The following is a 16827-nucleotide window of genomic DNA, read 5'->3' as shown; positions in this document are numbered from 1 at the left end:
GGACCTGACTCGCCGGTCACTGCACCTTCCCCTTCAAGACGTCGACGACCTTGGCCAGCGGCACCTCGGTCTGCTCGGCGGTGGCCAGGTCTTTCACTTGCACGGCTTCGGCGGCGAGGTCACGCTCGCCCAGGATCAGCGCGAACCGGGCGCCCGAGCGATCGGCACCCTTCATCGAACCCTTGAGCCCCTTGCCGCCGTAGGCCATGTCGGCGTTGACGCCCGCCTCGCGCAACTCGCCGACGAGCAGGAACATGCGGCGGCGAGCGTCGTCACCCAGCGGGACACCGTACACCTGGACGCGCTCCTGTGCGGTGTCGTCGCCGAGCAGGCCCTCGGCCTCCATCGCCAGGAATGTACGATCCACGCCGAGTGCCCAGCCGACGCTGGGCAGCGGCGGGCCGTCGAGCATCTCGCTGAGCCCGTCGTAGCGCCCACCGCCGCCCACGGCCGACTGTGAGCCGAGCCCGCCGTGCACGAACTCGAACGTGGTGCGCGTGTAATAGTCGAGCCCTCGGACCAGGCGCGGGTCGTCCTCGAACTCGACCCCAGAGGCGGTCAGCAGCGCGCGGACCTCCTCGTGGTAGGCGTTGCAGGCCGCGCACAAGTGATCGACCACCAGCGGAGCGCCCCCGAGCTGCGCCTGCACCTCTGGCCGCTTGTCGTCGAGCACCCGCAACGGGTTGATCTCGATGCGCGCCCGGGTGTCCTCGTCGAGATCGAGCCCGCGCAGAAACTCCTGGAGCGACGCCCGGTAGGCGGGCCGGCAGTTCTTGTCGCCGAGCGAGTTGACCAGCAGCTTGACCTGCTTCAGCCCGAGTGAGGCGAACCCCCGCGTGCCCAGCACGATCAGCTCGGCGTCGAGCGCCGGGTCCTCGGAGCCGAGCGCCTCGGCTCCGACCTGCCAGAAGTGGCGGTAGCGGCCCTTCTGCGAGCGCTCGTAGCGGAACTGGCTGCCGGAGTACCACAGCTTCACCGGGAGCTGGCCGTTGTGCAGGTTGTGCTGCAGCACCGCGCGCACGACCGAGGCCGTGCCCTCGGGGCGCAGGGTCAGGGATCGGCCGGCCTTGTCGGGAAAGGTGTACATCTCCTTCGAGACGATGTCCGTGGACTCGCCTACGCCCCTGGCGAACAACTGTGTGTCCTCGAAGACAGGTGTCTCGATGTAGCCGTATCCGGCCAGGCGCAGCGGCGTGGTCAGTGCCTCGCGTACGGCGAGGACCCGCTCGGAGCGGGGCGGCAGCCAGTCGAAGGTGCCTTTCGGTGCTTGGAAGCTCATTAGATCCCTCGTGTGGGACCGGCGTGCGGCGCTGCTTCCTTCAGATATGGGTTGGTCGCGCGCTCGCGGCCGATCGTGGTCTGTGGTCCGTGGCCCGGCAGGACGACCGTATCGTCAGGCAGCGGCAGACACTTGGTAGCCAGGCTGCTCAGGATGGTCGCGTAGTCGCCACCGGGAAGGTCGGTGCGGCCGATGGAGCCGGCGAACAACAGGTCGCCCGAGAACATGATCTCGTCGGCGGGCAGCCGGAAGGTCACCGACCCCTTGGTATGGCCGGGCGTGTGGTCGACCACGAGCTCGAGGCCGGCGAGCTGGAGCACGGCGCCGTCGGACAGTTCGCGCACGTCGTCGGGCTCGCTCAGCGTCAGCCCGCCGAACAGCGAGGCGCTGGTGCCGGACCAGCCGGCGGCCGGGTCGCTCAGCAGGTGGCGGTCGTCGGGGTGGATCCACGCGGGGACGTCACGCGCGCCGCAGACGGGGGCCACCGACCAGACGTGGTCGAGGTGGCCGTGGGTGAGCAGGACCGCGACCGGCTTGAGCCGGTGCTCGCGCAGCAGCTCGTCCACGCCCTCTGTCGCGTCCTGACCAGGATCGACGATCACGCACTCCTCGCCGGCGGCAGGCGCGACAGCGTAACAATTGGTCTGGAAGGCCCCTGCGGGGAAGCCGGCGATGAGCATCTGCCTCAGGTGATCTCGTCGAAAAGCCAATGGGAATGTAACTGAAGGGTACCGGTGCGGGTCGCCGGGCTGCGAATCATTACCCGTTGGCCGATACGATTCGCCCACCTCAGTTGATTGACTATGGGAGGCAAAGCGGTGGCCACGGGGAAGGACCGGCAGAAGCAGCTGGCACGCGAGCACCACGAGCGGCAGATGCAGCGCCGCATCGAGCGCGAGCAGAAGGCCAAGCGCACGGCGATCATCGGCTCCACCGCGGGTGTGGTGATCGTGGTCGGCGGCATCGTGGCCGCGGTCGCGCTGCTCGGGGGCAACGACCCGGCGACGGAGGCGGCCGCGTCGCCCTCGGCGTCGCCGGCCGACACGGCCGCGGCGTCGCCGAGCACGGGGCCCAAGCCGTTCGACGCGGCGACGGGCACGTGCGACTACGTCGCCGACGCGAGCGGCGGTCAGGTCAAGGACGTCGGCATGCCGCCGACGAAGGTGAAGACCGAGCCGGCGACGAAGACGATGACGTTCAAGACGAACCAGGGCGACATCGTGGTCGAGCTCAACAACGCCAAGGCGCCCTGCACGACCAACTCGCTGGAGTTCCTGGCGAAGAAGAAGTACTACGACGGCAGCAAGTGCCACCGGCTCGGGAGCGAGAAGTTCCCGATGCTGCAGTGCGGCGACCCGACCGCCAAGGCCGACGGCAAGAGCCAGGACGGCTCCGGCGGCCCCGGTTACGTGATGGCCGAGGAGAACCTTCAGGGCGCCAAGTACACGCGCGGCGTGATGGCCATGGCCAAGACCCAGGCGCCGGGCAGCACGGGGAGCCAGTTCTTCCTCGTTTACGGCGACATCGGGCTCACGCCGGATTACACGCCGGTGGGTACGATCACCAAGGGGCTCGACATCCTGGACAAGGTGAACAAAGCAGGCGTCATCGCCGACATGGGAGACGGGACAGGAGCGCCAAAGCAATCCATCGAAATCAAAGACGTGACAATCGCCGGCAAGAGCTGACGTAATACAAACTAGGGACGAAGTAGTCCCGAAGGGTCTGATGGATAGTGCGGGAGGACACGGTGAGCACCGACCCGTGGGGCCGGGTAGACGACGACGGCACCGTCTACGTGCGTACGGCTGAGGGAGAGCGGGCCGTCGGCTCCTGGCAGGCCGGTGAACCCGAAGAGGCACTGGCCTACTTCCATCGCAAGTACGACGAGCTGGCCGGCCAGGTGCAGCTGCTCGAGCAGCGCGTCAAGGGCACCGACCTGGCCCCGGCCCAGGCCGAGGCGAGCATCGCCAAGCTGCGCGAGGCCGTCGCCGACGCCCATGCCGTAGGTGATCTGGCCGCGCTGACGGCCCGGCTCGACGGTCTGACGGAGCTCGTCGCCCAGCGCCGCGAGGAGGTCAAGGCGGCCCGCGAGCACGCGCGGGCCGAGGCCAGGACGGTCAAGGAGCGCATCGTCGGCGAGGCCGAGCGCATCGCCGACGAGACCACCCACTGGAAGTCCGGCGGCGAACGGCTGCGCCAGCTCGTCGAGGAGTGGAAGGCGGCCGACCGCATCGACCGGGTCACCGAGGCCGCGCTGTGGAAGCGGCTGTCGGCGGCGCGCACGGCCTTCGCCAAGCGGCGCAAGCAGTACTTCGCGGGGCTCGACGAGCAGCGCGAGGGTGTGCGGGCGACCAAGGAGCGCATCGTCGCCGAGGCCGAGGCGATCGCGGAGTCGACCGACTGGGGCGCGACCGCGGCCATCTACCGCGAGCTGATGCAGCAGTGGAAGAACGCGGGGCGCGCCTCGCGCGAGGCCGAGGACGAGCTGTGGGCGCGCTTCAAGGGCGCCCAGGACCAGTTCTTCCAGGCCCGCTCCGCGGTCTTCGCCGAGCGTGACGCCTCGCTGGCCGCGAACGCGCAGGTCAAGGAGGAGCTGCTCACCGAGGCGGAGAAGATCCTGCCGGTGACCGACGTGCGCACGGCCAGGGGCGCGCTGCGGCACATCCTCGAGCGGTGGGAGGCCGCGGGGCCCGTGCCGCGCGAGCAGCGCGACCGGCTCGAGGGCGGGCTCCGCAAGGTGGACGAGGCCGTGCGCAAGGCCGAGGACGCCGAGTGGAAGCGCTCCAACCCCGAGGCCAGGGCCCGCGCCCAGAGCACGGTCGACCAGCTCCGCACCTCGATCGAGCAACTGGAGAAGCGGCTGGCCAAGGCGCAGACCGCCGGGCGCGCCAAGGACGTCAAGGAGGCCGAGGAGGCCCTGATCGCCCGCCGCTCGTGGCTGGAGGAGGCCGAGCGCACGCTGACCGAGTTCAGCTGAACCCGGCGCGGGCGGCCGGATCCGGTGCCGGACCCCGGACACGAGGGTGCCGGGCGCCGGACGCACGCTGACCACGTTCGGCCGGATCCGGGTGCGGGACGCCGAGCCCGCGCCGGCCGCGTTCGGCCGCGTCCTGTACCGGGGTGGCCGGTTTTCTGCGCCCGCCCGTGACGCCGTCGCCCGATTCGGGCGGCGAGCGACGGCGTCACCGATCTACTCTGGCCAGCATGGATCCCGTCACCGCCGCGCGCGCCTTCGTCGAAGAGATGTTCCCGGGCGCCCTGTACGCCTTCGTCGGCGGCAGCGTGCTCACCGAGCGCCGCACCCACACCTCGGATCTCGACGTCGTGGTGGTGCTCGACGGCCTGGCCGGCCCTTATCGCGAGACGCTGCGCTGGCGCGAGTGGCCGGTCGAGCTGTTCGCGCACAGCGAGACCAGCCTGGCCGCCTACATCGACAGCGGCTTCGACGAGCGGCGGCCCACTCTGGCGCGCATCTGCGCCGAGGGCGCCGTGCTGACCGACAGGACCGGCGGCCGGGCCAGCGACCTGCAGAGCGCCCTGAGCGAGCGCCTGTCGGCCGGTCCCTCCACGCTGACGTCCGGCCAGGCCGAGCGGGCCAGATACCTGCTGTCGGACCTGCTGGACGACCTGGCGGGGGCGACGGATTCGGGCGAGCGGGCGTTCATCGCCTGGGAGATCGTCCAGGCCACCGCCAGGACGGCGCTGGGCGTGGGGCGGGGGTGGCTGGGCACGGGCAAGTGGCTGCTGCGCGAGCTGCGCACTCATGATGCCGATCTGGCCGCTGAGCTGCTCGCCGCCCGCGACGACCCCGCCCGGCTGACGGTGGTGGCCACGAACGTGCTCGAGCGGGCCGGAGGACGCCTGTGGGAGGGTTACCGCAGTCAGGGTGACCCCTTCCACCGGCCGCTGCGTCACGTGGCCTCAGGAGAGCTCTCCGGCGAGACGGCGCAGAGCCCGGGCATGCGCCGCCTGGCCGCCGTCAGCGGAGCCGCGACCGGCTCCTCGCGGCTGTGGATGGGCCAGACGCACGTCTCCCCCGGCCTGCGCTCGTCCGACCACCACCACGGAGCCTCCGAGACGGCCATCTACGTCGTCAGCGGCACGCCGTCGTTCGTGTTCCTGGAGGACGAGCGGGAGGTCCGCATCGACGCCGGGCCGGGCGACTACGTCTTCGTGCCGCCGTACGTGCCGCACCGCGAGGAGAACCCCGACCCGTCCGAGGAGGCGGTCGTGGTGATCGCGCGCAGCACGCAGGAGGCCATCGTGGTCAACCTGCCGGACCTGCGCCAGCACTGAGCCCTCGGTGCCGGCGCAGGGGGCTCAGTTGCCGGCGCCGCTGACGCGGTAGACGTCGAACACGCCCTGGATGTTGCGTACGGCCTTCAGGACGTGGCCCAGATGCTTGGGATCGCCCATCTCGAAGGTGAACTTGCTGATCGCCACCCGGTCCCTGGAAGTGGTCACCGAGGCGCTCAGGATGTTGACGTGCTGGTCGGAGAGCGTGCGCGTGACGTCGGACAGCAGCCGCGGCCGGTCGAGCGCCTCCACCTGGATCGCCACCAGGAACACGCTGTCGTCGCTCGGCGACCAGCTCACCTCGACCAGGCGGTCGGGCTGAGACTTGAGCTGCTGCACGTTGGTGCAGTCGCCCCGGTGCACGGACACGCCGTGGCCCCGGGTGACGAATCCGACGATGTCGTCGCCGGGCACCGGGGTGCAGCACTTCGACAGGCGGACCCACACGTCGGCGTCGCCCGCCACCACCACGCCGGCGCCGCCACCGCCACGGGGGCGGCCGCGCAGCCGGGTCGGCAGCGAGGTCTCGGCGATGTCCTCCTCGGCGCTGTCGACGCCGCCGATCGAGGACACCAGCTTCTGCACGACCGTCTGGGCCGCGATGTGCCCCTCGCCCACGGCCGCGTAGAGCGCGGACACGTCGGGGTAGCGCAGGTCGCGCGCCAGCGCCAGCAGCGCCTCGCCCGACATCAGCCGCTGCAGCGGCAGGCCCTGCTTGCGCATGGCCCGCCCGATGGCCTCCTTGCCGGCCTCGATCGCGGTCTCGCGGCGCTCCTTGGAGAACCACTGCCGGATCTTGTTGCGGGCCCGGCCCGACTTGACGAACTTCAGCCAGTCGCGCGACGGCCCGGCGTCGGGCGACTTCGAGGTGAAGATCTCCACCGTGTCGCCGTTGCCGAGCCGCGACTCCAGCGGCACCAGCCGCCCGTTGACCCGCGCGCCGATGCAGCGGTGACCGACCTCGGTGTGGACCGCGTAGGCGAAGTCGACCGGCGTGGCCCCCTCGGGCAGGGCGATGACCGAGCCCTTCGGGGTGAACACGTAGACCTCGGAGACCGACAGGTCGAAGCGGAGCGACTCGAGGAACTCGCCCGGGTCGGAGGTCTCCTTCTGCCAGTCGAGGAGCTGGCGCAGCCAGGCCATGTCGCTGCCCGGCTTGACCTTGCCCGTGGGGCCGGGGGCGCCGACCTCCTCTTTGTACTTCCAGTGCGCGGCCACGCCGTATTCGGCCCGGTGGTGCATCGCGTGGGTGCGGATCTGCAGCTCCACGGGCTTGCCCTCGGGACCGATCACCGTCGTGTGCAGCGACTGGTACATGTTGAACTTGGGCATCGCTATGTAGTCTTTGAACCGCCCGGGCACCGGGTTCCACCGGGCGTGGATCGTGCCGAGCGCCGCGTAGCAGTCGCGCACGCTGTCGACCAGCACGCGGATGCCCACCAGGTCGTAGATGTCGTCGAAGGCGACGTCGCGGGCGATCATCTTCTGGTAGACCGAGTAGTAGTGCTTCGGCCGGCCCTTGACCACCGCGCGGATCTTCGCCTCGCGCAGGTCGCCGGAGACCTTCTCGATGACCTCTTGCAGGAACAGGTCACGGCGCGGCGCCCGCTCCGACACCATGCGCGCGATCTCGTCGTAACGCTTGGGGTAGAGCATGGCGAAGGCGAGGTCCTCCAGCTCCCACTTGATCGTGTTCATCCCCAAGCGGTGGGCCAGCGGGGCGAAGATCTCCAGCGTCTCCCGGGACTTCTGGTGGCGCTTGTGCTCCGGCAGGTAGCGCATGGTGCGCATGTTGTGCAGCCGGTCGGCCAGCTTGATGATCAGCACCCGGATGTCGCGCGACATGGCCACGACCATCTTGCGGACGGTCTCGGCCTGCGCGGCGTCGCCGAACTTGACCTTGTCGAGCTTGGTGACGCCGTCGACCAGCGACGCGATCGTGTCGCCGAAGTCGCCGCGCAGCTCGTCGAGGCTGTAGGCGGTGTCTTCGACCGTGTCGTGCAGCAGCGCCGCGCACAGCGTCTCGTCGTCCGTGCCGAGCTCGGCCAGGATCGTCGCGACGGCGAGCGGATGCGTGATGTACGGGTCGCCGGACTTCCGCTTCTGGTCGCGGTGGTGGTAGGCGGCGACGTCGTAGGCACGCTCGATCAGGCGCAGGTCGGCCTTGGGATGGGTGGCACGGACCGTCCGGAACAACGGCTCCAGCACCGGATTCATGGCCCCACCCCCAAACCGCCTTCGACGCACCGCTGGAACGCCGGGCGCCTCGGCGTTGCCAGAGTCGGTTACGTCGGGCACGACCACATCACGGGGCACACAGACTCCTCACGCAATGGCTCCTCACGTTTCGAGTCCAGATCCCCCAGTGTATCCAGGCGGCGAACCTGGGCCGCCGCGGGCCGGGCTCAGACGATCACGAGGGAGTGCAGATCCACCCCCGTCAGCCGCTCACGTCCCTTGAGAAAGGCCAGCTCCATCAGCACGGCGATGCCGACGACCTCGGCTCCGGCCCTCTTGACCAGCTCCAGCGCCGCCACCGCGGTGCCTCCCGTGGCCAGCACGTCGTCGACGACGAGAACCCGGTCGCCGGGCGTGAAGGCGTCACGGTGGACCTCGATGGTCGCGGAGCCGTACTCCAGATCGTAGGACTCTTCCAGGGTCGCGGCGGGCAGTTTCCCCTTCTTGCGCACGGGGACGAACCCCGCCGCCGCCCGGTACGCCACCGGCGCCGCCAGGATGAACCCCCGCGCCTCGATCCCCACGATCTTGTCCACCTGGTGCAACCCGGCCAGCTCCTCCACCACGGCGGCCATCGCGACCGGGTCGGCCAGGAGCGGGGTGATGTCCTTGAACATGACCCCCGGCTTCGGATAGTCGGGCACGTCCCTGATCCGGTCCAGGATCAGCGTGCTCAGCTCACTCATGGCGGTTCCCTCGCATTTCTCCACCGGCCGTCTGCCGGGCTCCATGATGGTGCATGCCACACCTTCTCGGACACGACGACGCCCTCACCCCGGTGCGGGGCGAGGGCGTCGTACGGGGATGCCGTGGCGGCTACCCCTTGGCTACGGCCGCGCTTTTGGAGCCCTTGGCTCCCTTGCCACCTCCCGTGGAGGCGAGCCTCCTGGCAATGGCCTGGTATTTCGGCTCGCGCTCCTTCAGCGTCACCAGCAGCGGCGTGGCCACGCACAGCGACGAGTACGTGCCGACGATCATGCCGACGAACAGCGCCAGCGACAGGTCCTTCAGCGTGCCCGCGCCGAGCAGCGTGGTGCCGATGAACAGGATGGCCGCCACCGGCAGGATCGCGACCAGCGAGGTGTTCAGCGACCGGATCAGCGTGTGGTTCAGCGCGTTGTTGGCCGCCATCGAGTAGGTCTGCTTCGACGTGTGCCCCAGCTTGGCCGTGACCTCCTTGATCATGTCGAACACCACGACCGCGTCGTAGAGCGAATAACCGAGGATGGTCAGGAAGCCCAGCAGCGTCGCCGGCGTGACCTCGAAGCCCGACCAGGCGTAGATGCCGGCCGTGATGACGAGGTCGTGGATGAGCGCGACGATGGCGGCCAGCGCCATCTTCGGCTCGAACGCCATCGACAGGTACAGGATGATCGCCAGCATGAACACGCCCAGGCCGAGCCAGGCCTTCTGGGAGACCTCACCGCCCCAGGACGCGCCGATCGACTGAATGTCGACCTGGTTGGCGGGGACGTTGAAGTCCTTGGAGACGGCGGTCTGCACCTGGTTGGTGGTGCTCTCCGAGAGGGTCTCGGTGGTGACCCTCCAGCGGTCGCCGGCCGTCTGCACGATCGGCTGGTGAACGCCCTGCTCCTGGAAGACCTCGCGGACCTGCTCGATGCTCGTGCCCTGCGCCTTGAACGAGAACACCGACCCGCCCCTGAACTCCACGCCCAGGTTGAGCCCGTTGATCAGCAGCCCCGCGAGGGAGATGAGCAGCAGGAATCCGGAGAGGCTGTACCACAGCCTCCATTTGCCGACAAAGTCGACATCGATCTCGCCGCGATAGAGGCGACGCCCCAGTCCCATCTCAGGCCTCCTGCGGAGTGGTCGTGCGGCCGGTCGAGACCTCGCTCATGCGCTCGGCGTCCAGACCCGACAGCGGGTGCCCCTTGGCGAAGAACTTCACCTTCGCCAGCAGAGCGATGAACGGCTTGGTGAACAGGAACACCACCACGACGTCGATCAGCGTGGTCAGGCCCATCGCGAACGCGAACCCGGCCACACCGCCCACCGCCAGGAAGTACAGCACGATCGCGGCGATGAACATGACGGCGTCGGCGATCAGGATCGTGCGCCGGGCACGGACCCAGGCCACCTCGACGGCCGCGCGCAGCGTCCGCCGACCTTCCTTCATCTCATCACGTATGCGTTCGAAGTACACGATGAAGGAGTCGGCGGTGATGCCGATCGAGACCACCAGGCCGATGATGTGCGGCAGCGACAGCCGGAAGTTGGCGTTGTGACCGAGCACGACCACCGACGTGTAGGTGATGATCGTGGCGACCACGAGGCTCAGCACCGCCACGATGCCCAGGCCCCGGTAGTAGAGCAGACAGTAGACGAGCACGAGCGCCAGGCCGATCAGGCCCGCCACCAGGCCGCCCTCGAGCTGGTCCTGGCCCAGGGTCGAGGAGACCGTGTCGATCGAGCTGCGGTTGAACTTCAGCGGCAGCGCGCCGTACTTGAGCTGGTCGGCCAGGTTGGTGGAGCTGAGCTGGTCGAACCCGCCCGTGATCTCGGCCCGGCCGCCGGGGATCGGGCTGATGATGTTGGGCGCGGTGATGACGACGCCGTCGAGCACGACCGCGACCTTGTTGCGCGGCTCCTGCGAGTTGTAGGCGGTCGTGGTGAGCTTGCTCCACTCGCCCGCGCCCTTGCTCTTGAAGTCGAGCTGGACGATCCACTCGGTGGTGCCCTGGCGAATGCCCGCCGAGGCCGTGTCGATGTCGGTGCCGACGACCTTGGCCACGTCAAGAACGTACTTGTACGAGCCGTCGGTCTCGCAGGCCGCGACCTGCTTGTTCGGGTCGTCCTGCACACCCTGGCCGCGGTTGGCCGGGTTGGCGCAGTCGAGCTTGCCGAACTGCTCCAACACCTTGGGGTCGATGCCCGAGGTGTCGATGCCGGCGGACGGGTCCTGCTCCGGCGGCGCGCTGGCCTGGCCGGTCGGGCTGCCCGACGGCGTGGCCTTGGCGTCCTGGTCCTTCTTGGTGTCCTGCTTCTTGCCGTCCTGCTGGGTGGCGGACGGCTGCGCGGACGGGTCGGCCTTCTGCCCCTTGCTCTGTGTCCCGTTCTGTGTCCCGGTCTGCGCGGGCTCGGAGGCCGCGGGCGTCGGGGCGGTGAGCGCGGACGACAGTGCCTTGCCCGTGGGCGAGGCACTGGGCTGGGCCGGGGCGTCGGACTGCTTCGGCGCGCCGGCCGACTGCGAGGCGGACGGCTGCGTGGACGGCTGGCCGGACGGCTGTGCCGTCGGGCTGCCGGAGCCCGACGGCGCGGTGCTCGGCGTCGGCGCGTTGGTCGCCAGGTCCTGCGGGACCTGCGTGGCCGCCATGGCGAGAACCTGGCGGAAGCGCAGCTCCGCGGTGGTCGCGACCAGCTTGATGGCCTCGCTCTGACCGACGCCCGGGATGGAGATGATGATGTTGTCGCCGGACTTGGCGACCTCCGCATCGGAGATTCCGGTGCCGTTGACCCGATCGCGGATGATGTTGACCGCTCGGTCGAGGATCTCCTCTGGCGGAGCCGCGTTGTTCTGGGTCACGGGAGACAGAGTCACCGTCGTGCCGCCGGCGAGGTCGAGCCCCAGTTTGGGCGTGAACGCCTTCTGCAGGAACATCGTCCCGCCCAGGGCGAGGATGAGCGCCAGAAGCACCAGGAGCGTACGCCCCGGTCGGCTGTGGCGGCTGGTCGGTCGGGCCACTGGTCGTCAGTTCTTTCAGATAGGGGTTTGTCGCAGAGCTTAGTCAGGACTGCTTGGTACTGGAGTCCTGGTCGCCGTTGCGCTCCACGGTGGCCTCGGACTCCTTCTTGCCATCCTCGCCGAGCTCGGCCTCATGAGCGACCGGCTCGTCGTCCGCCGGGGCGTCGCCGGGCGTGACGACGCGGCCGATGGCGGCCTTGACCCAGCGGGTCTCGATCCCTGGGGCGACCTCGAGGACGACGTCCTCATTGTCCACCGCGACCACGGTGCCGAACAGACCGGTCGTGGTCATGACCCGCGCGCCGGGAGTCAGGGAGTTCTGCATCTGGACCGCCTCCTGCTGGCGCTTGCGCTGAGGGCGGATCAGCAGGAAGTAGAACACCACCACCAGAAGAATCAGCGGCAGGATGCTTCCGAGTTGTCCCATGTCCATAAGGGGCGACCTTCCATTGTCGTACAAGAAGTTGACACCGGCCTCGCGCCGGAAATTCCGTGCGTTGCTTCGGGCCGCGCCGCTCAGCCCGTCAGCCTACACAGCCAGCCAAGCCACGGAGTGTAGGCGCTTGTTGCGAAACGCGGCAACGAGGCAGCGTTTCGGCGCGCGGGGAAGTTCCCATTTTGAAACGGTTGCAACCGTTCTGTAATCAGTCGAAAAGTGAGGCTCCGAACGCATCTGGTGGCGGTGTCATACCCAGGTGCATCCACGCGGCGGCGGTCGCCACACGGCCGCGCGGGGTCCTGGCCAGCAGACCTTGTCGTACGAGGAACGGCTCGGCCACCACTTCGACGGTCTCCGGCTCCTCCCCCACGGCCACCGCGAGCGTCGACAGGCCCACGGGTCCGCCGCCGAACTTCCTCAGCAGCGCGCCGAGCACCGCCCGATCGAGCCGGTCGAGCCCTTCGGCATCGACTTCATAAAGGTTCAGTGCCGCCGAGGCGATATCGCGGTCAATGACGCCGTCGGTCCGCACGTCGGCGAAGTCGCGCACGCGCCGCAGCAGCCGGTTGGCGATGCGCGGCGTGCCGCGGGACCGCCTGGCGATCTCGTGGGCGCCCTCGCCCGGCAGCGCGAGGCCGAGCAGCTTGGCCGAGCGGTAGAGCACCTGCTCCAGCTCGCCGACCTCGTAGAAGTCCATGTGGGCGGTGAACCCGAACCGGTCGCGCAGCGGGGCGGGCAGCAGCCCGGCGCGGGTGGTGGCCCCGACGAGCGTGAAGGGCGCGATGTCGAGCGGGATGGCGGTGGCGCCCGGCCCCTTGCCGACGATGATGTCGACCCGGAAGTCCTCCATCGCGAGGTAGAGCATCTCCTCGGCGGGCCTGGCCATCCGGTGGATCTCGTCGATGAACAGCACCTCGCCCTCGGTGAGGGTCGAGAGGATGGCGGCCAGGTCGCCTGCGCGCTCCAGAGCCGGGCCTGAGGTGATCCTCAGAGGCGCGTTCAGCTCGGCGGCGATGATCATGGCCAGGGTGGTCTTCCCGAGCCCTGGAGAGCCGCTCATGAGCACGTGGTCGGGCGGCCGGCGGCGGCGCAGGGCGCTCTCGAGGACGAGGGAGAGCTGTTCGCGCACGCGGGCCTGGCCGATGAACTCGCCGAGGCGCTTAGGGCGCAGCGCGGCCTCGATCTGCAGCTCGTCGCCCCCGGCCTCGGACGAGAGGATCTCCCTCTCATATTCCACGCCGGCACCTCCTCACGTTCGTCACCTGGCCACCGCACACCGCGGGCTCCCCGCCTCGCGGAGCCCTGACGGAGGATGCGGCGGTCATCGGATGCTCAGGGATCGGAGCGCGGCCTTGAGGAGGGCGGCGACCTGGGGCTGGCGGCCGGCGAGGAGGTCGGCGTCGGCGTCGGGCTCCACGGCGGCGATCGCCTCGTCGGCGTCCTTGCTGGAGTAGCCCAGCCCCACCAGCCCCGAGTGGACCTGGTCGCGCCACGCGGCGACCCGCCGCCCGCCGTTGAGCGCCGCGTTGACCGCCTCCTCCGGTGTGCCGAGCCGGTCCTTGAGCTCCAGCACGATGCGCTGCGCCCCCTTCTGCCCGATGCCCGGCACCTGGGTGAGCGCCTTGAGATCGGCACTGGCCACCGCGACCCGCAGGTTGTTGGGCGTGTGCACGGCCAGCATCGCCAGCGCCAGCTTGGGGCCGACGCCGCTGGCCGTCTGGAGCAGCTCGAACACGGCCCGCTCGTCGTCGGTGGCGAAGCCGTAGAGGGTGAGCGACTCCTCGCGCACCACCAGCGACGTGGCCAGGCGCGCGTCCTCGCCGATCCGCAGGGTCGCGAGGGTGCCCGGTGTGCAGTGGGTGAGGATGCCGACGCCGCCGACCTCGATCACGGCTCCGTCGGGCGCGATCGCGGTCACCCTGCCCGCCACCGACGCGATCACAGCCCCGCCCCTGTCACTGGCCCCGTCACTTGCCCTGCCCCCGTCACTGGCTCCGTCACCGCTCCGGCTCCCATCCCTGCCGCCACCTGCTGATCCGCCCGTCTCCGCCGGCGTCCCCGACCCTCGCGTGTCTCGCGCGATGGGTCCCGGGTCGTGCGCGGCCCGGGGCACGGGCCTGACCGGGCCGGGCGACGCCCGATGCGCGGGCCGGTCATCGGGCCGGTCATCGGGCCGGTCATCGGGCCGGTCATCGGGCCGGTCATCGGCCGGTGTCCTTGCGGGTGGCCTTGGCGAGGGCCTCCGCCAGGCGGTGCTGGGCGCCGCCGCGCCAGGTGTGGCAGATGGCCAGGGCGAGCGCGTCGGCCGCGTCGGCGGGCTTGGGCATCTCGCTCAGCCGCAGCAGCCGGGTCACCATCGCGCCGATCTGCTTCTTGTCGGCCGTGCCGCTGCCCGTGATGGCGGCCTTGACCTCGGACGGCGTGTGCAGCGCCACCGGGAGGCCGCGCCTGGCCGCGCACAGCACCGCGATGCCCGCCGCCTGGGCGGTGCCCATCACGGTGCGTACGTTGTGCTGGCTGAAGACGCGCTCGACCGCCACCGCGTCGGGCCGGACGTCGTCGAGCCACTGCTCGATCCCCGCCTCGATGCCGACCAGCCGGGCGCCGAGCTCCTCGTCGGCCCCGGTGCGCACCACCCCGACGGCCACCAGCGTCAGCGGCGCCCCCGGGCGCCCTTCGACAGCGCCCAGGCCGCACCGGGTCAGCCCCGGATCGACGCCCATCACCCGCACCGGCCTGCCTCCCCGCGCCGCCGAACATCTGTTCGGCACGAGACTTTACCCCGGCCGGAGTGGCCGCGCACCGGGAAACGCCCGTCCGGTGCGCGGTCATGGCGGCCGAAACCGCCGGTACAGGGGCCAAAGGGCATCGGGAACGGCGACCGGGGCGGGCGCGTCCGTCAGAAGTAGTCGAGCATGTACGGCTTGGCCGCGAAGGCCGCGTCGAGGGCCTCGTCGTACCGGTCGTCCCCCGTCATGAGCCCGCTGAGCCGGAGCGTCGCCGTGGGGATGCCCGCGTACAGGGCCGAGAAGCCGTTCACCGTGAGCGTGAGGCCCGACTCCTCGACCGAGGTGGCCGCGCCCGAGCCGCCCGCGAACTCCAGCCGCCACGCGCCCCGCCCCCTGATCGGGTCGTCCACGGTGACGACGGCCTCGCAGGCCACGTGCGCCGGATAGCCCCTGCGCTCCACCGCCGCGGCCACGTCCAGCACCCTGAACATCCAGCGCCGCTGCTTGACCTCCTCCACCGAGCGCTCGCGCAGCAGCCACAGCACCGGGTCGTCGGGCGCCACGGAGGCGACGACCTCTCTGGCGATCGAGGACGCGCTGCCCACCAGGGACCACAGCGCCCGCAGGGTGTCGGCGGAGGCGGCGACGAGGTTCTCGACCTCCATGTCCTCGCCCCGCCACCGGTAGACGACGAAGCCGTCGTCGGCGAGGTAGAGGAAGTCGTCCTCGTTCCCGAGCCACAGGCGCCAGGTCTGCTCGTCCCAGGAGACGGGCCCGCTCGACCGGGCCGCGCCGTGGACCCGGTGGAGCACGGAAACGATCTCCGCGGCGTCGTCCGGCCCCATCCTGCGCAGCTTGGCCAGGCCCGACGGCCGGATCTGGCGCAGCGACTCGGCCGGGAGGCGCACGTTGTACTGGGCGCCGGCGTGCTCGTAGCCGATCGCGCGGTAGATGGCCGTGGTGGCCGGGTAGAGCGCCGAGACCGCGTCCCCGAGCGCCGCTCCCCGCTCGACGACGGCCCGCATGATGCGACTGCCGACGCCGCGCCCCCGGTCTTCAGGGCTGACCGTCACCCCGGCGACCCCGGCCATCGGCTGCGGCCTGCCGTGCCACCACTGCGTGAACGGGCGCAGCCGCGCCGCGGCGGCCAGCCTGGTGCCGTCGAACACGCCCAGATAGCGGCCCTCGCCGAGCACCGGCAGCACCGCCTTGCGCCATCTCTCGATGTCGGAGGCGTCAAGAGGGCCGAAGGCGCGCCTGCGGAGATCGAGGGCGGCGTCCAGGTCTTCAGGAGTCAGATCGCGAATTTCCACAAGGAGCCAACCTATGCAGAGGGCGTGTACGCTCGCGAACCCTTTGTCGCGATGGCGAGTCGGTCCAGGTAGAGCCACTGGGCGGCGACGAGGGCCGCCAGCGCGACGGCGACGACGACCAGCGGCGTGGCGGCGGCGACGTCGGGGCCCCGGGTGGCGAAGCCGTTGAGCTGGGCCGCCTGGGCGACAGGGACGGTGAACAGGCCTGGCTTCTGGGCGGCCAGCATCGGCCAGAGCAGGTCGTGGGCGTTCACGAGGGCGACGCCGCCGGCGAGGATGCCCGCCATGGGGAGCGACGGCAGGAACACGCCGCCGAAGAAGTCTCCGCCGGCCCGCTCGGCCAGGCCCTTGCACAGCAGCGTGAGCACCAGCAGGGCGGGGACGCTCACGAGGAGGGGCGGGAAGAGGGCGGCGAAGGTGTCGATGAGACCGAGGTTGCGGATGTTCTGCCAGTTGGCGCTGCCGAGCGGGCCGGGGCCGACGAACAGCCAGGGCGCGAACGCCAGCAGCAGCCACTCGCTGCCGCGTCCGAGCGGGCGCAGGCCGCCGATGCCGAGCGCGGCAAGGTACGCGACGCCGACCGAGACCAGGGCGCCCGCGACGGCGGGAACCCAGGTGTTGACCTGTGTCCGCAGGTCGCCGGCCGGGGTGCCGGGCGAGGCGAGCACACCGTCGATCCACGGCCAGGTGAGCCACAGCCCGACCCCGGTGACGATGACGAGTGCCACCGCCCCGGCGACCGTCCAGACGGGCCCGCCGCCGCCCCGGCCGCCCTCACCGGCGACGGCGCCCCCGGCCATGGGCCCCTGCGCGGGCGCGCCGGCCGG

The 16827-nt window shown here is 70.4% G+C and carries 15 protein-coding genes; 3 read left to right on the top strand and 12 right to left on the bottom strand.

The features are described 5' to 3' along the window. Window positions 1-16: 16 nt before the first annotated feature. Together hisS and AB0I15_RS50670 are read right to left on the bottom strand one after the other, a co-directional pair. Window positions 17-1279: a histidine--tRNA ligase gene (gene hisS / locus AB0I15_RS50675; protein WP_358113684.1), complete on the bottom strand. Its 1263-nt coding sequence runs from the start codon at window positions 1277-1279 to the stop codon at window positions 17-19. Continuing rightward, window positions 1279-1959, bottom strand: coding sequence for an MBL fold metallo-hydrolase (locus AB0I15_RS50670; RefSeq protein WP_358113682.1), 681 nt, complete (start codon window positions 1957-1959; stop codon window positions 1279-1281). Before AB0I15_RS50670 ends, hisS begins: the two co-directional genes overlap by 1 nt. 138 nt (window positions 1960-2097) lie before the next feature. Between AB0I15_RS50670 and AB0I15_RS50665 the strand changes: the two genes are divergently transcribed. The 3 genes from AB0I15_RS50665 (at window position 2098) to AB0I15_RS50655 (ending at window position 5578) form a co-directional block, all read left to right on the top strand. Continuing rightward, window positions 2098-2967 (top strand): peptidylprolyl isomerase, encoded by an 870-nt coding sequence (locus AB0I15_RS50665; protein WP_358113680.1) that lies wholly within the window; start codon window positions 2098-2100, stop codon window positions 2965-2967. 62 nt (window positions 2968-3029) lie between these two features. After that, a complete protein-coding gene (locus AB0I15_RS50660; protein ID WP_358113678.1) occupies window positions 3030-4259 on the top strand; it encodes a DUF349 domain-containing protein in 1230 nt (409 codons plus the stop codon). Between the two features lie 227 nt (window positions 4260-4486). After that, entirely contained in the window at window positions 4487-5578 is a 1092-nt protein-coding gene (locus tag AB0I15_RS50655; protein ID WP_358113676.1) for a cupin domain-containing protein, read from the top strand. A gap of 24 nt (window positions 5579-5602) precedes the next feature. Here the strand turns inward: AB0I15_RS50655 and AB0I15_RS50650 are convergent, their stop codons facing one another. From AB0I15_RS50650 to AB0I15_RS50605, 10 genes are all read right to left on the bottom strand, one after another. After that, complete coding sequence (locus AB0I15_RS50650; RefSeq protein ID WP_358113674.1) at window positions 5603-7795, bottom strand: bifunctional (p)ppGpp synthetase/guanosine-3',5'-bis(diphosphate) 3'-pyrophosphohydrolase; 2193 nt, start codon at window positions 7793-7795, stop codon at window positions 5603-5605. A gap of 188 nt (window positions 7796-7983) precedes the next feature. Next, window positions 7984-8502, bottom strand: a complete 519-nt coding sequence (locus tag AB0I15_RS50645; RefSeq protein WP_358113672.1) for an adenine phosphoribosyltransferase — start codon at window positions 8500-8502, stop codon at window positions 7984-7986. A gap of 130 nt (window positions 8503-8632) precedes the next feature. Beyond that, window positions 8633-9625, bottom strand: a complete 993-nt coding sequence (gene secF, locus AB0I15_RS50640) for a protein translocase subunit SecF (RefSeq protein WP_358113670.1) — start codon at window positions 9623-9625, stop codon at window positions 8633-8635. Between the two features lies 1 nt (window position 9626). Next, window positions 9627-11471, bottom strand: coding sequence for a protein translocase subunit SecD (gene secD, locus AB0I15_RS50635; protein WP_358113668.1), 1845 nt, complete (start codon window positions 11469-11471; stop codon window positions 9627-9629). Window positions 11472-11562: 91 nt separating this feature from the next. Then, window positions 11563-11952 carry a preprotein translocase subunit YajC gene (gene yajC / locus AB0I15_RS50630; RefSeq protein ID WP_358113666.1) on the bottom strand — a complete coding sequence of 130 codons (390 nt, stop codon included), beginning with the start codon at window positions 11950-11952 and terminating at the stop codon, window positions 11563-11565. A gap of 211 nt (window positions 11953-12163) precedes the next feature. Beyond that, on the bottom strand, window positions 12164-13195 hold the full coding sequence (gene ruvB, locus AB0I15_RS50625) for a Holliday junction branch migration DNA helicase RuvB (RefSeq protein WP_358113664.1): 1032 nt from the start codon (window positions 13193-13195) through the stop codon (window positions 12164-12166). Window positions 13196-13279: 84 nt separating this feature from the next. Further along, window positions 13280-13900 (bottom strand): Holliday junction branch migration protein RuvA, encoded by a 621-nt coding sequence (gene ruvA / locus AB0I15_RS50620; RefSeq protein ID WP_358113662.1) that lies wholly within the window; start codon window positions 13898-13900, stop codon window positions 13280-13282. Window positions 13901-14159: 259 nt separating this feature from the next. Continuing rightward, on the bottom strand, window positions 14160-14690 hold the full coding sequence (ruvC, locus tag AB0I15_RS50615; protein WP_358113660.1) for a crossover junction endodeoxyribonuclease RuvC: 531 nt from the start codon (window positions 14688-14690) through the stop codon (window positions 14160-14162). Between the two features lie 167 nt (window positions 14691-14857). Next, window positions 14858-16000 (bottom strand): GNAT family N-acetyltransferase, encoded by a 1143-nt coding sequence (locus tag AB0I15_RS50610; protein WP_358113658.1) that lies wholly within the window; start codon window positions 15998-16000, stop codon window positions 14858-14860. Between the two features lie 11 nt (window positions 16001-16011). Beyond that, a partial coding sequence (locus tag AB0I15_RS50605) for a hypothetical protein (RefSeq protein ID WP_358113656.1) occupies window positions 16012-16827 on the bottom strand: 816 nt, incomplete at its 5' end.

Source organism: Nonomuraea sp. NPDC050643 (genome assembly GCF_040654715.1).
GTDB lineage: Bacteria > Actinomycetota > Actinomycetes > Streptosporangiales > Streptosporangiaceae > Nonomuraea.
Note: the sequence above shows the minus strand (reverse complement) of the source record. Positions and strands in the feature narration are given on the sequence as shown.

Coding starts and splice junctions, on each gene's coding strand:
- yajC (WP_358113666.1), bottom strand. CDS start 11,952: ATGGACATGGGACAACTCGGAAGCATCCTGCCGCTGATTCTTCTGGTG.
- AB0I15_RS50650 (WP_358113674.1), bottom strand. CDS start 7,795: ATGAATCCGGTGCTGGAGCCGTTGTTCCGGACGGTCCGTGCCACCCAT.
- AB0I15_RS50670 (WP_358113682.1), bottom strand. CDS start 1,959: ATGCTCATCGCCGGCTTCCCCGCAGGGGCCTTCCAGACCAATTGTTAC.
- AB0I15_RS50655 (WP_358113676.1), top strand. CDS start 4,487: ATGGATCCCGTCACCGCCGCGCGCGCCTTCGTCGAAGAGATGTTCCCG.
- hisS (WP_358113684.1), bottom strand. CDS start 1,279: ATGAGCTTCCAAGCACCGAAAGGCACCTTCGACTGGCTGCCGCCCCGC.
- secF (WP_358113670.1), bottom strand. CDS start 9,625: ATGGGACTGGGGCGTCGCCTCTATCGCGGCGAGATCGATGTCGACTTT.
- AB0I15_RS50645 (WP_358113672.1), bottom strand. CDS start 8,502: ATGAGTGAGCTGAGCACGCTGATCCTGGACCGGATCAGGGACGTGCCC.